Annotated in this window: 14 protein-coding genes; 4 read left to right on the top strand and 10 right to left on the bottom strand. The window is 61.5% G+C overall.

Translation table 11 applies throughout. The features are described from left to right. Both AC1D10_RS18060 and AC1D10_RS18055 read right to left on the bottom strand, forming a co-directional pair. Positions 1 to 261 (bottom strand): GDP-mannose 4,6-dehydratase (locus AC1D10_RS18060; protein ID WP_477274091.1); only part of this gene is annotated, 261 nt, incomplete at its 3' end. 37 nt (positions 262 to 298) lie between these two features. Next, positions 299 to 889: a biotin transporter BioY gene (locus tag AC1D10_RS18055; RefSeq protein ID WP_379105830.1), complete on the bottom strand. Its 591-nt coding sequence runs from the start codon at positions 887 to 889 to the stop codon at positions 299 to 301. 122 nt (positions 890 to 1,011) lie between these two features. Between AC1D10_RS18055 and AC1D10_RS18050 the strand changes: the two genes are divergently transcribed. Then, the gene (locus AC1D10_RS18050; protein ID WP_477274089.1) at positions 1,012 to 1,920 is read left to right on the top strand and encodes an MBL fold metallo-hydrolase; all 909 of its coding nucleotides are present in this window, start codon (positions 1,012 to 1,014) and stop codon (positions 1,918 to 1,920) included. Between the two features lie 36 nt (positions 1,921 to 1,956). Here AC1D10_RS18050 and AC1D10_RS18045 read toward each other — a convergent pair whose 3' ends face one another. The 5 genes from AC1D10_RS18045 to AC1D10_RS18025 all read right to left on the bottom strand — a co-directional run bounded on the left by AC1D10_RS18045 (position 1,957) and on the right by AC1D10_RS18025 (position 6,578). Next, a complete protein-coding gene (locus AC1D10_RS18045; RefSeq protein WP_477274087.1) occupies positions 1,957 to 2,871 on the bottom strand; it encodes a phosphorylase family protein in 915 nt (304 codons plus the stop codon). Between the two features lie 14 nt (positions 2,872 to 2,885). Then, positions 2,886 to 3,677 carry an ABC transporter permease gene (locus AC1D10_RS18040; protein WP_477274085.1) on the bottom strand — a complete coding sequence of 264 codons (792 nt, stop codon included), beginning with the start codon at positions 3,675 to 3,677 and terminating at the stop codon, positions 2,886 to 2,888. Continuing rightward, positions 3,670 to 4,557: an ABC transporter permease gene (locus AC1D10_RS18035; protein ID WP_477274083.1), complete on the bottom strand. Its 888-nt coding sequence runs from the start codon at positions 4,555 to 4,557 to the stop codon at positions 3,670 to 3,672. The genes AC1D10_RS18040 and AC1D10_RS18035 overlap by 8 nt, the downstream gene beginning before the upstream one ends. 2 nt (positions 4,558 to 4,559) lie before the next feature. After that, on the bottom strand, positions 4,560 to 5,597 hold the full coding sequence (locus tag AC1D10_RS18030; protein ID WP_477274081.1) for an ABC transporter ATP-binding protein: 1,038 nt from the start codon (positions 5,595 to 5,597) through the stop codon (positions 4,560 to 4,562). A gap of 63 nt (positions 5,598 to 5,660) precedes the next feature. Continuing rightward, complete coding sequence (locus AC1D10_RS18025; protein WP_477274079.1) at positions 5,661 to 6,578, bottom strand: ABC transporter substrate-binding protein; 918 nt, start codon at positions 6,576 to 6,578, stop codon at positions 5,661 to 5,663. A gap of 321 nt (positions 6,579 to 6,899) precedes the next feature. Between AC1D10_RS18025 and AC1D10_RS18020 the strand changes: the two genes are divergently transcribed. Then, complete coding sequence (locus AC1D10_RS18020) at positions 6,900 to 7,898, top strand: LacI family DNA-binding transcriptional regulator (protein ID WP_477274077.1); 999 nt, start codon at positions 6,900 to 6,902, stop codon at positions 7,896 to 7,898. 63 nt (positions 7,899 to 7,961) lie between these two features. On the opposite strand, the gene AC1D10_RS18015 is transcribed toward AC1D10_RS18020, so the two are convergent. Both AC1D10_RS18015 and AC1D10_RS18010 read right to left on the bottom strand, forming a co-directional pair. Continuing rightward, positions 7,962 to 8,747, bottom strand: a complete 786-nt coding sequence (locus AC1D10_RS18015; RefSeq protein WP_477274075.1) for a DUF1499 domain-containing protein — start codon at positions 8,745 to 8,747, stop codon at positions 7,962 to 7,964. Positions 8,748 to 8,930: 183 nt separating this feature from the next. After that, positions 8,931 to 10,559 carry a fatty-acid--CoA ligase gene (locus tag AC1D10_RS18010; protein ID WP_477274073.1) on the bottom strand — a complete coding sequence of 543 codons (1,629 nt, stop codon included), beginning with the start codon at positions 10,557 to 10,559 and terminating at the stop codon, positions 8,931 to 8,933. Positions 10,560 to 10,752: 193 nt separating this feature from the next. On the opposite strand from AC1D10_RS18010, the gene AC1D10_RS18005 reads away from it, so the two are divergent. Together AC1D10_RS18005 and AC1D10_RS18000 are read left to right on the top strand one after the other, a co-directional pair. Then, complete coding sequence (locus AC1D10_RS18005; protein ID WP_477274071.1) at positions 10,753 to 11,109, top strand: hypothetical protein; 357 nt, start codon at positions 10,753 to 10,755, stop codon at positions 11,107 to 11,109. A 143-nt stretch (positions 11,110 to 11,252) separates the two neighbouring features. Continuing rightward, on the top strand, positions 11,253 to 11,642 hold the full coding sequence (locus AC1D10_RS18000; protein ID WP_477274069.1) for a DUF427 domain-containing protein: 390 nt from the start codon (positions 11,253 to 11,255) through the stop codon (positions 11,640 to 11,642). A gap of 134 nt (positions 11,643 to 11,776) precedes the next feature. On the opposite strand, the gene AC1D10_RS17995 is transcribed toward AC1D10_RS18000, so the two are convergent. After that, complete coding sequence (locus AC1D10_RS17995; RefSeq protein ID WP_477274067.1) at positions 11,777 to 12,517, bottom strand: polysaccharide deacetylase family protein; 741 nt, start codon at positions 12,515 to 12,517, stop codon at positions 11,777 to 11,779. Between the last annotated feature and the right edge of the window lie 117 nt (positions 12,518 to 12,634).

Raw genomic sequence — 12,634 nt, 5'->3', positions numbered from 1 at the left:
ATGGATCACCCGGTCGAAGGCGTGGTCGGCAAAGCAGCCGTCGACCACGCCTTTGTCGGCAAGATTGCCGCGGATGAAATGATAGCCCGCATTGGTCTTGCGGCTCACCTCCTCCAGCAGCCGCAGCCTCGCCTCCTTGATCTGCGGATCGTAGTAGCTGTTGACGTTGTCGATGCCGACAACCTCGTCGCCGCGCTCCAGCAGACGCTTCGACACGTGATGGCCGATGAAGCCGGCCGCGCCGGTGACCAGAACCTTCATCCGAAGCGCCCGTCCGGTCCTCGATCGCCCCCTGGGTTCAGCCGCGCTTCAGCAGCGACCACACGGCCGGCACCAGGCTTGCCGCAAGGGCAACCTTGATCAAATCGCCGACGATGAACGGCACGACGCCGAACTGCCACGACTTTTCGGGGCCGATCAGCAGCGCCAGCCAGGCAAAGCCCATGGCCATCATGACGACTTCGGCAACCAGCATCGCGTTGAAAAGCTTGATCGGATGGCGGTCCCAGCCGCGATCGGCGGCCCAACCGACAATGGCCGCCATGACCACGAAACCGCAGAGATAGCCGCCGGTGGAGCCGAGCATGTAAGCAATGCCGATACCCTTTTCCGGGGTGCTCTGGAAGACCGGAAAGCCCATCGCGCCCTCCGCCATGTAGAGCAGCAAGGTGGCGACGCCGAGACGCATGCCGAAGGCGGCGGCGATCAGCAACACGGCCAGCGTCTGCATTGAAATGTCGACCGGCCCGAGCATCACCTTGGTTTTGGCCGACAGGGTCAGCAGCAGCGTTCCGGCGATCGCCAGGAAAAGCTGCGTTGCCAGCCGCGCCGCGCCCTTCTGCGGCAAAGCCAGAGACACAAGCGGACCCATCGTCGTTGCAATTGCCATGATATTCCCCAATCCGATTGCCGCATCTTATGTTCGCGGCCTCGCGTTCTCCTATATTGGCTTGCGTGTTATGCGGCAATCGGTTTTGCCGTCTCCTCAAACAAAGCACCGATACACCTGCCATGGCTCTCAAATTCGACACCGGCTTCGACCCCGTCTATGGCCAGGGGGTGAGCGTCGCGCCTGATATCCAGCGCATCACGGCCCGCAACCCAAGCCCCTTCACCTTTCACGGCACCAACAGCTACATCGTTGGCCGCGACACGCTGGCGGTGATCGATCCGGGGCCGGATGACGAGGCGCATCTGCAGGTGCTGCTCGACGTGATCGCAGGCCGGCCGGTCAGCCATATCTTCGTCAGCCACACGCATCGCGATCATTCCCCGCTGGCGGTCCGGCTGAAGGAGCGCACCGGCGCCGCCGTACTGGCAGAGGGACCGCATCGCCCCGCAAGATCCCTGCATATCGGCGAGACAAACGCGCTCGACGCCAGTGCCGATACGGCTTTCGCTCCCGATATCGCACTGCCCGACGACAAGGTGGTCGACGGCGACGGCTGGTCGATCAGGACGGTCCTGACCCCGGGCCACACGGCCAATCACGCGGCATTCGCGCTGGAAGGAACCGGGATCCTGTTTTCGGCCGATCATGTCATGGCGTGGGCGACGTCCATCGTCGCGCCGCCGGATGGGGCGATGGCCGACTATATGGCCTCGCTGGACCGACTGATCGAACGTGGAGACCGCTTGCTGCTGCCCGGACATGGCGGACCGGTGACGGCACCGCGTGGTTTCATGCGCGGGTTGAAAACGCATCGCAAGATGCGCGAGCGCGCCATCCTGGAGCGGGTCAGAGCCGGCGACCGGACGATCGCAGACATGGTCAAGGCGATCTATCGCGATACCGACCCGCGGCTGCATGGCGCTGCCGGATTGTCGGTGCTTGCCCATCTCGAGGACCTGGTGGCGCGCGGTCTGGTCGTGACAGACGCCGCACCGGCCATTGACGGCATTTTCAGGCCGGTTGGCTAAGACTTCGGCACGAGTTCAATCTACACCCTCATACAATTAGAAACGGCTGGACCGCCCTGCTGGTTGAGGCGACTTCAAGCCCTGGCAAGAGCATTCAGAATTGGCAGGAAGCCGTGCCGCGGTCTCCAGCGCGACCCGCGAGGCTGTCATTGAGAGGTTCGGCAACACGTCCTCCTGCAGAAGCTGCTGCCGATTACGATCCATGTAGTCGTTGAAACCTGCCGTCACGAACGCACAGGGCACGAAACACGCGCCGATCTCTCGCGACAAGGTCGCCTCAGGGGCGATCGAATGATTGAGCACATCCGCTCCCATGCCTCGAAACGCCAAGGCTTCGGCCGGAGTGGTCAGTCGCGGCCCGTAACAGTGGGCCGCGACCAACTGCTGTTCGATGCCATGAACGCGGAATTCGGCTGGCCAATGACGGCGGGCCGTTTCGGCCAGAACTGCCGCACATCTTGGACATACGATCTGCTTGCCGGAGCAGTCGAAGCTCTGACGGCCGGGAAGGAGTGAAAACGGGGTCTGCGTCAGCTCGATGATATCGGCGTTCACCACCATGTCGCCGGGCTTGATCGCCTTGTTGACGGCGCCAATGGTCGAGCAGGAGAGGACTTGCCTGACACCCGCGCGCATCAATACCCAGAACGCCCGGCGATGGCAGGAATGATCGATGTGGTCCCGGGGATTGCCGTGCGAATACATGCACAACGCACGTTTCGTTTTGCCCTCGGCGGTAATTGATGCATCGAACTCAAGCAGCTTCCAGTTGTCGGTGCGACCGAAAGGCGTTTCAAAACTCATGTCGCGCCGCAAGGTGCGCACGCCATCGACTTCGACGTCTTCCGGGAAAGCAAGCCCCCAGTTTGCGGACCCGGTAATGATCGCCAATCCCACCTGGGGTATTGAATGATCCGCCAGATCGTCCGCTAGATGATGATTGATAGGCATCTTTCCAGTCTCAGTCAGGGTTTTTGGCGAAGGGTCACGATCAAGACAGCGGCCACGACGATGGCGGTCCACACCGTCGAGATCGCCGCGATGGTCGGATCGATCTGATCGCGCAGCGACAGGAACATGAGCTTCGGCAGCGTACTGTTTTGGCCGCTTGCGACGAAGATCGAAATGACGGACTCGTCGAGCGAAGTCAGGAAGGCCATCAATGTGGCCGACAACAAGCTGATCTGAAGTTGCGGAACAATGATGCCGCCAATGGCTCGCGCCCAATCTGCACCAAGGCTGCGCGCCGCCTGAACCTGATTCCAGTCAAAGCGGGCGAGAGCGGGCAACAACACAATGCACGCGACCGGAATGGCCAGCACCACATGCCCGACCAGCACGCCGAACAGCGTTCCAACCAGATGTTGCGCTGCCAGTACGAAAAAGAGACCGATCGCCAGCAGGATTCCCGGCACGATGGACGGGGTGAGCAGAACGCCCTGAATGCTTACCGCGGCCTTTCCGCCGAGCCGATTCATCGAGATGCAGGCCAACAGCCCCAGAGGTACTGCGATCATCGCTGTCAGTGTCCCGAGGATCAGGCTCACCCTGAGCGCAGCCATCCATGTCGCCGAACCAAAGAAATTCTCGTACCAGCGAAACGAGTATGCGCGCGGCGGAAACTCGAGAAGATTGGAGGCCGAAAACGAGAGTGGCACAACCACCAGCGTCGGCAGCATCAAGAACGACAAGACGAGCGCGGAAAAGCTCCGCAGGAGGATGCGGGCCAACCTGTTGTCCGGATAAGCTTCAAGCATGGGCTGTGTCGACCCTGTTGAGCATCAACAGTCGCCTTGCCGTCAGGAACATCACGCCGATCAGGCACATAAGAACGAGAAGCAGAATCCCCAGAACGCTCGCCGAACCCCAATCCTGAAAGGTCGACAGCGTGCGCTCGATCCGGGTGGAAAGGGGATTTACCTTGCCGCCGCCAAGTACCGCCGGCGTGATGAAAAAACCTATGGTGTAGATGAAGACGATGATCGAACCCGAGAAGATGCCGCCGGCCGAAAGGGGCAGAACGACCGTGCGGATCGCCTGTCCGAGAGTGGCTCCCATGCTCGCCGAGGCGCGAACGAGATTTGCGTCGATATCGCGCATGGCGGCATAAACAGGCAGCAAGAACAGCGGCAGCATGTAGTGAGCCATGCCGATGAGCGTCCCGGTGAAATTGTAGACCAGCGGCAATGGCTCCGCTGTGAGGCCTGAACCTGTCAAGGCTGCGTTGATCAAGCCATCGCGGCGCAAGAGCACCAGCCAGCCATACGTACGCACCAGAATAGAGGTCCACAATGGCAGCATGACGAAGGCCATCAGCACGTTGGCCACCCTTGGTCTGGCGCTGGCCAGAGCGAGGGCCAGGGGGATACCAAGAAAAATGCAGATCGCCAGTGTGCCGAGGGAAAGTTCAAGGGTTGTGAGGAGTGCCGACCATGTCAGGCCACTCGAAAGCACCTTCTCGTAGTTGCCGACGGTGTACTCACCCCCCGTGGTGAGGAAGGATTCGCGGATGATCCAAAGGATGGGCAGTACCGCCGCAAGCCCAACGATGAACAGCGCCGGCAAGGAAAGCGAGAGGAAGAACCGGCGCTCACGCCGCGCGTCCGCCGCGAGCCCGGGATCCAAGGTACCGGTCACGGTCACGCTCCCGCTCCCGGCAGGGCATGAATCTTCTCCGCTGGCGCATACGCGGTCACCCGCTGGCCGGTAGCAAGTTCGGCGCAGCCGGCGGCCAGCGTTGCCGGAATACTGGCAAGAACCTCTTGACCACCGTCAAGCGCCAGAGTGAGAAGCCAGTTTTCGCCGCGAAATGCCTTGGCGCGCAACGTTCCTTCGAGCGCCACGCCGTCTTGCCCGACCAGCTTCGCATCCAGATGGAAGCTTTCCGCGCGGATCACCAGGGTCTCGCGTGATGCGTCAGCGCCACCGATCTTGCGCACTGCACCCGGCGCCATGATGTTGGCCTCGCCCATGAATTCCGCGACGAAGCGGGTCGATGGACGATCGTAAATTCGCTGCGGCGGGTCGATTTGCTCGATGCGGCCGGTATTCATAACCGCGACCCGGTCGGACATGGTCAACGCTTCGCGCTGGTCGTGCGTCACATAGACCGTGGTGACCCCCAGATCATCGTGAAGCCGCCGGATCTCATGCTGCATGGTCTCGCGCAGATTCTTGTCGAGCGCCGACAGCGGCTCGTCCATCAACATCACGCGCGGTTCGAAGACGATGGCCCGCGCCAGCGCCACCCTCTGGCGCTGACCACCGGACAGGGCGGCAATGTTGCGCTCGGACAGACCTTCCAGTTTCACGCGGGCCAAGGCGTCGAGGGCCCGCTGACGGGCTTCGGCTTTTGGAGTCTTGCGCAGCGCCAACGGGTACTCGACATTGGCCAGGACGTTCATATGGGGAAACAGGGCGTAGTTCTGGAACACTATGCCGATGTCGCGCTTGTTGGGGGCCAAGCGAGTGATGTCCCGATCCCCCAGCAGGAGTTTACCTCGGTCGGGCCGGACAAAGCCGGCCAGAGCCATGAGCAGCGTGGTCTTGCCCGATCCGGAAGGCCCCAAAAGGGTGAGGAACTCGCCAGCGCGAATGTCGAGCGAAACATCGTCCAGCGCGACGAAGGACCCGTAGGCCTTGCGCACGCTGTCGATGGTGATCGGGAACGACTTCATCACAGACTCCAGCGAGACCGGATTCACTTTTCGGGATCATGCTTTAAGATGACGAATTGAGCCTTAGTTCATCATTTCGTCGAAGGCCTTTTGAGCGGCCTCGCCGTTCTTGACCCACCAGTCGGCATTCGAGAACACCGACGTGGCTGCATTTTCAGGCGCAGTCGCCAGGGTCTTCAGACGGTCCTTCGGGATAAGGCCCCCCTCGTATGCTGCAGGGTTGACCGGGCCGTATGCAATGAAATCGGTCAGCTTCGCCACCCGTGCTGGCTGCGTCATGGCGGCGATCAGTTTCATGGCCGCTTCCTTGTTCGGCGCTCCCTTCGGTACCCCGAGGCAGTCCGTGCCGACGACGGAGCCCTTGAACGTGTAGTCAGCCGCGCCGCCATCTTCTTTCACGGTCTCCGCTCGTCCGTTCCACGTGACGACCAGATCCGCCTCGCCGTCCTTCAGCAACTGCGCGGATTGGGCTCCCGATGTCCACCAGACAGAGACATTCGGCTTGATCGCTTCGAGCCGCTTGATAGCGCGCTCCAGGCCGTCCGGCGTGCTGAGCGTGGGATAGACGTCCGCCGGCGCCACGCCATCGGAGAGCAGCGCGATTTCGATCAGGTCCTGCGCATTGGCGCGTAGCGCTCGCCGGCCCGGGAATTTGGCGACGTCCCAGAACTCCGCCCAGGTCTTCGGCGGATTCTCTCCATAGGTCTTGGTGCTCCATGACATGACGGTGCCATAGGAGTCGAACGGATAGCAGTAGTCAGACTTTGCGCCGGCCGGCACGGATTTGGGATCGATGATCTTGTAGTCGAGCGGCTCCAGCAGCGACTGCGTGGCCGCCTGCGCGCCTTCCGGCGAACCGAGGTGGATGATGTCCGTCGTGACCGCCCCCGCGGTGACCTGCATCTTCAGGGCGGCCAGGCCGTCGCTCTGCGTCTCTTCGCGGACCTCATAGCCCAGCTCTTTTGCAGCGGGTGCCCACATGGCCTCCTTAATGGCGTTGCCGTAGTCCCCGCCTGCGGTCGTGATGGTGACTGTTTGGGCAGAGACGGGCATTGCAGCCGAGACTGCGATTGCCGTCAAAAAAATGCGTGGTAGCCAGGACATGTGTTCTCCTCCCAGGATCGAGCGATGTCGTTTATGTCGATTTTTTGCAATCGTAACGTTACGATTGCCGCGAGAGAGTTAAAAGTCAAGTAGAATTCGAGCAGGCTTGGTGAGCCCGGATTTGACCGTTGGGTCGAATCCGGTAACGTTACGATGCCAAGCAAACCAGCCGGCGTTTTCGCAACATAGTCGGGCGACATGGCCAATCTAAAACAGATCGCGGCGGAACTTTCCCTTTCGGTGACCACCGTGTCGCGCGCACTGAAAGATGGTCCGGAAGTGCATCCCTTGACCATCGCACGTGTCAAGGAGGTGGCGCTGAGGGTAGGCTATGTACCGGATCACCACGGTCGTGCGCTCAGAACCGGACGAACCCTGACGCTGACGGCAGTGCTCCCGATGGAGACAAGCGAACACCTGTCCGATCTGGCAAAGCTTCCTCTGATCGAAGGCATGACGCTGGCGGCGCGGCAAGCGGGTTATAGTCTGTCGATCTATTCCACGACGCCCGACGACGATCCCGTCGCAAGTGTAGAGCAACTGCTCCGGGCGCGCAGTGCAGACGGCCTGATCATCACGCGCATGGTCTCGGGCGATCCCCGCGTCGAGCTGCTGCTCGATCGACGCATACCGTTCGTCGCGTTTGGAAGAACCGATCTGGATATCGCCTATCCCTATGTCGACATCGACAATGAGCAGATCGCCTACGATGCCGCCCGGCGGCTTCTGGACAAAGGATGCCGACGCGTTGCCCTGCAACTCCTCGTGCCGAAGGATCAGGCGAGCGCCATGCGCCTTTCAGGCTATGAAAAGGCTATGGCCGAAGCCGGCATTCCAGTCGACCAATCGCTGATCGGCCACGGCACGTTCACGATGGAATCCAGCGCAGACTGGTTCGATCGATTGCTGGCATCGTCAGATCCACCGACCGGCTTGGCATGCGCCAACGAACTGGGACTCTTGGGAGCGTTGCACGCTCTCGGCAGGCGAGGTCTGGTGCCGGGCAGAGACGTCCACATCGTCGCCCGTGACAACACGCGGCTGGCCCGCTTCCTGCCGGCGAAGATCGACGTTCAATCCGTGGATATGGCGGATGTCGGGCACAAACTCATCGAGCTCCTGGAGAGCCGGATCGCCGATCCGCTTGGACCGGTGGCGACTGTCCTGCTGGAAGGCAGATTCGACTCGGCCGAATAGTCCGCCGCAAACTTACCTACCAATTCCACGGCGTCAGCGATTGGCCGCAGGATGCCTTTGGGTTCATTCGGCCGGAGCCGCGCCGACCTGGCCGGCGACTTCCTGGTCGAGTTCGGCGAGGAAATCAACGATACGCGCGGCATTGTCGCCGAGGTCGTAGCGGCCGTAGCGAGAGGCTGACCGCATGTCGACGATGATCGTGTCCCCGTCATCGGTCACGCGGATCGCCACGTCGGCGGGAAGACCGAGGACGAAACCCTTGGCCACCGCGGCAATCGTCACCTCGCTTTGTCCCCTGAGGTCCGGATAAGGTTCGGTAAGATCCCAATCGCGCCGGTCAAGCACGGTTTCGACGGCATCCACGACAGTGTCGAACGGCAGGTCGTAGCTGCGTCCGCTGACCAGCGGATAGCTCTCGGTCTGCAACCGCTGTTCGCCTGGCGTCGACGGCGAGAGCACATTCATGTCCTTCGTCCGGTCGCTGACGTCGAGCGCGGGGGGCTCGTCGAAATCCGTCGAGATATCCCTGAGCGGCGGATAGATTGTCGCCCAGTAGGCGGCAACGCCATAGGGTACGAGCACAAGCAGCGCCAGCAACGCACCGACTGTCAGGTCGCGGCCGCCAAGGTCGCCAAAGTTCCACAGCCGCGAAAAGGCAAACCCGGCAAACAACAACGCCAGGGCCGCCAGCAGCGCGACAATACCCAGCACCCACAGGAAAACAGGCGTCTCGACGAGGTCGAAGCGATGGCCGACGAAAACGGTCAGCAGCAACACCGCTGAAAAGGCCCCGGTGCGCCGCGACCAGCCGGCCGCCCTCGACGTTTGCCGTTCGGGAATGCTAACCATTGTTTTCTGCGCTGCCCCAACCCGAACGAAGACTTAGAGCGGTTCACCGCTTCATGGAAACGCCGAACCACTCTGTCTATTTGTTTTGACGCAATTCCGGACGGAAAACCGTTTCACACTTTTCCTGGAATTGCTCTAGAACCTTTTGGTGGCGGCTTGAAGCCGAAACACGCAACATTCACGTCAATCCGTCGGCAAGCGATAGTCCCTGAATTGCTGACGCAAGGTGATCTTCTGGATCTTGCCGGTGGCGGTGTGCGGTATTTCGCCGACGAAGGCGACATCGTCCGGCATCCACCATTTGGCGACCTTGCCATCCATGAAGTCGAGAATGTCCGCCTTGGTCGGCTCCTTGCCCGGCTTGCGAACAACGACCAGCAACGGCCGCTCGCCCCATTTCGAATGATGGACGCCGATGGCTGCTGCCTCTGCGACATCGGGGTGACCGACAGCCAGATTCTCGAGGTCGATGGTTGAAATCCATTCGCCGCCGGACTTGATGACGTCCTTGGCGCGATCGGTGATCTGCATATAGCCGCCGGCGTCGATATGAGCGACGTCGCCGGTATCGAACCAACCGTCCCCGTCGAACTGCTCCGAGCCAACACCGCCATAGTAGGCGCGGGCAACAGCCGGTCCGCGCACTTTCAAGCGGCCAAATGTCTTGCCATCCCAGGGCTGTGCATTGTCGTCGTCGTCGGTCACCTTCATTTCGACGCCGAAGGGCGGGTAGCCCTGTTTCTGCTGCACATCAAGCCGGGCTTCACCCTGGAGACCGGCATAGTCCGGCTTCAAGGTGCACAGCGTGCCGAGCGGTGACATTTCGGTCATGCCCCAGGCATGGATGACCTGGACATCGTAATTCTCTTGAAACCTGGTCATGATCGCACGCGGGCAGGACGAACCGCCGATGACCACCTTGTTCAAATAGGGAAGCTTCTTGCCGGTGTCCTCCAGATGCTGCAGCAGCATCATCCATACGGTCGGCACGGCAGCGCTGAAGGTCACCTTCTCTGTGTCGAGCAGTTCATAGATCGAGGCGCCGTCCATCTTGCAGCCGGGCATGACCAGCTTGGCGCCGATCATCGGCCCGCTCTGGCCGAGACCCCAGGCATTGGCGTGGAACATCGGCACGACCGGCAAGATGGTATCGCGCGACGACAGGCCCATGGCGTCGGGCATGGCGGCGATCATGGCATGCAGAACGTTCGAACGGTGGCTGTAGACGACGCCCTTCGGATCGCCCGTGGTCCCCGACGTGTAGCACATGCCGGCGGCCGTGCCTTCGTCGAAGGTCTTCCAGGCGAAGTCACCATCCGCCTCATCAAGCCATTCCTCATAGGCAACCACGTTCGGCAGTGTCGTCGGCGGCATGTGCGCCCTGTCGGTCAGCACGATGACCTGTTTCAGCGACTTGACGGCGCCGGCGATCTTCTCGAGCAGCGGCATGAAGGTCAGGTCGACGAAGACAGCCTTGTCCTCGGCATGGTTCATGATCCAGACGATCTGTTCGGGAAACAGGCGCGGATTGAGCGTATGGTAGATGGCGCCGATGCCCATGATGCCGTACCAGGCCTCGAGGTGGCGCGCCGTGTTCCAGGCAAGCGTGGCGATACGGTCGCCCAGGCGATAGCCGTCACGTTCCAGCCGCTGGGCGACCTTAAGGGCACGGCGATGGATGTCGGTATAGCTGGTGCGAACGATCGGCCCCTCGATCGAGCGCGACACGATCTCGCGCACACCATGCTGCCGCTCGGCATTGTCGATGAGTTTATGGCAAAGCAGCGGCCATTCCTGCATCAGTCCCAGCATTGGTTCCTCCCCTACGCTTTGCGCTATGCTTTTCGTGCCATTGTGGAGCGAACCGGCGGATTGTCCAGCCACCAGCACAGGCAAGCGCTGCATTGATCGGCCTAGCCGAGAAAACCGCCGCCACAATCCGGCCATCGTCGGCGTTAAGCTTCGTTAACGGGCAAGGGGCGATTGGCGGCTGAAAGAGGTTCGCATGGACGCGCAGCTCGACGACAAGGCGCTTGAAAATACGCTTGCCGAAAGTCTGGCCGATCTGGGGCCGGATACGAAGACGGTTTCCGAAGACGAATTTGTTCAAGTTGTCGGCGGCGCGCTCGAAGCGGTCGGCGGCACGCTGCTGTTCAAGATGTGCGTCCAGAACGAAGGCTCGGGCCAGCACGTCGCGGCCGCATCCATCGGCGACGGCGGCAATCGCCAGTTCCTGCTGCTCACCTTGCCAACCGGTGGTGGCCACCTGAAGGTCGAGACCGTATCGAGAAGCAGCAACCCGGTGGCCGGCATCGCAGCCGCCTATGCCGGACTCATGGACGCGTTCAAGGCCGCCGCCTGACCATCAAAGCGGACGAGCCTTCAAGGGCGTGATCAGCCGGCCCCAGGCCCGGGCAAGCGACTTGTGTGTCACTGCTGACAGCCGGCCCTTGCGCAATGCGCTTGCGCGACACACCTTAAGGTCGAGGCAAAGGAGACCCCCGCATGGATCAGATCGCCAACCCGGCACTCGGCTTTCAACGCAATCCGAACAAGGTCATTGCCATCGAGCCTTACATCGGCACAGTCACTGTGCGCGCAGGCGACATAGTTGTCGCCTCCTCCACGAAAGCCAGGGTGCTGACCGAGGCCCCCTATCCCGCGGTCTTCTATATTCCGTTCGCCGATATCGATTTCGGCAAGCTCTCCAGCACGGAACACTCGAGCCATTGTCCGTACAAGGGCGATGCCAGCTATTGGAGCGTGCTGCCTGCCGGCGAGGCCGGCCAGAATGCAATGTGGGCTTACGAGCGGCCTTTCGACGAAATGGCTGAAATCCGCAACCACGGCGCGTTCTACGCCAGCAAGGTCAGCATCGAAGCCAAGCCGGGCTGAGCTTCAAAAGTAACAAGAGCGCCTACAGGCCTGGTTTTCGGTCAATCCGTGGCGCCGTGATTGCCAATTTTTGCGTGAGCACCGGAAGCGCACGTACCAGCCGTCTGCAAGGCCGGCTGAATATCAACGCAGCCTCAGTCCGTGGTGCCGTTGTTGCCAATGCCGTCGGCATCGTCGAGCCGTACGAAAGTCAGCCCTTTTTCCTTGAGCGCCAGAAGCCCCTGCACCACGCCTTCACCGGCCGCATGGGTCGGCTGGTTGATGTGCGAGATGATGACGTCGCCGTCCTTGGCCGCTGCAATGCGCCGTGCGGTTTCCTTGGCGCCGAGCAAAGAACCACCGTCGCCGTTTATCGAGAAGCCGGCGATCTTGAAGCCGAGCTTGCGGATCATGGCGATGGCCGACGGGCTGTATTCGGCGGTCGCGCCACGAAACCATTTCGGCGCCGGCTCACCGGTCCTGGCAAGAGCCGCGGCACCCGACTCGACCTCGGCCAGAACGGCGTCAGGGCTGCCGGCGCTGCGGATGCCGTAGATCTTCTGCGGCGTGTCGACCGCCGGGATATGATGGCCGCCATGATTTTCCAGCTCGAACAGGTCGGGATGCGCCCGCAGGATCTCGATGGCGGCGGCGTTTCGCTTCAGCCAGATGCCGGTCACGAAAATAGTGGCCGGGATCTTGTTTTCGACCAGTGCCGAAAGGATCCGGCTGTCGGTCTGTCCACCGCAGGCATCGAGCGTGAGCGCAACGCGGCCGGCTCCGCCTGCCTCCGGCCTGATGTGCAGCGTGGGCTCGACGAGCGGCGAGGCATGGCCGCTGGACATGACGGCCAGCGACATGGCGATCATGCAGAGATTTTTTTGCAGCAGGTGCATCAAACCGAATTCCTGACGGTCGTTTCAAGGGGGTATCCCAAGACCCGCATGAAGGCGGAAATTGGGATGGTGCATAGCAGAAAAGCGCCCGGCGCGACAATTTGACCGTCCGTGCGG

The sequence above is a fragment of the Mesorhizobium sp. P2_A8 genome (assembly GCF_056404935.1).
The sequence above is the reverse complement of the archived record's forward strand: the minus strand, read 5'-3'. Positions and strand labels throughout refer to the sequence as shown.

Bases quoted from the DNA above. Each gene is read 5' to 3' on its own strand.
- AC1D10_RS18055 (WP_379105830.1), bottom strand. From the start codon at position 889: ATGGCAATTGCAACGACGATGGGTCCGCTTGTGTCTCTGGCTTTGCCG.
- AC1D10_RS18050 (WP_477274089.1), top strand. From the start codon at position 1,012: ATGGCTCTCAAATTCGACACCGGCTTCGACCCCGTCTATGGCCAGGGG.
- AC1D10_RS18045 (WP_477274087.1), bottom strand. From the start codon at position 2,871: ATGCCTATCAATCATCATCTAGCGGACGATCTGGCGGATCATTCAATA.
- AC1D10_RS18040 (WP_477274085.1), bottom strand. From the start codon at position 3,677: ATGCTTGAAGCTTATCCGGACAACAGGTTGGCCCGCATCCTCCTGCGG.
- AC1D10_RS18030 (WP_477274081.1), bottom strand. From the start codon at position 5,597: ATGAAGTCGTTCCCGATCACCATCGACAGCGTGCGCAAGGCCTACGGG.
- AC1D10_RS18025 (WP_477274079.1), bottom strand. From the start codon at position 6,578: ATGTGGGCACCCGCTGCAAAAGAGCTGGGCTATGAGGTCCGCGAAGAG.
- AC1D10_RS18020 (WP_477274077.1), top strand. From the start codon at position 6,900: ATGGCCAATCTAAAACAGATCGCGGCGGAACTTTCCCTTTCGGTGACC.
- AC1D10_RS18015 (WP_477274075.1), bottom strand. From the start codon at position 8,747: ATGGTTAGCATTCCCGAACGGCAAACGTCGAGGGCGGCCGGCTGGTCG.
- AC1D10_RS18010 (WP_477274073.1), bottom strand. From the start codon at position 10,559: ATGCTGGGACTGATGCAGGAATGGCCGCTGCTTTGCCATAAACTCATC.
- AC1D10_RS18005 (WP_477274071.1), top strand. From the start codon at position 10,753: ATGGACGCGCAGCTCGACGACAAGGCGCTTGAAAATACGCTTGCCGAA.
- AC1D10_RS18000 (WP_477274069.1), top strand. From the start codon at position 11,253: ATGGATCAGATCGCCAACCCGGCACTCGGCTTTCAACGCAATCCGAAC.
- AC1D10_RS17995 (WP_477274067.1), bottom strand. From the start codon at position 12,517: ATGCACCTGCTGCAAAAAAATCTCTGCATGATCGCCATGTCGCTGGCC.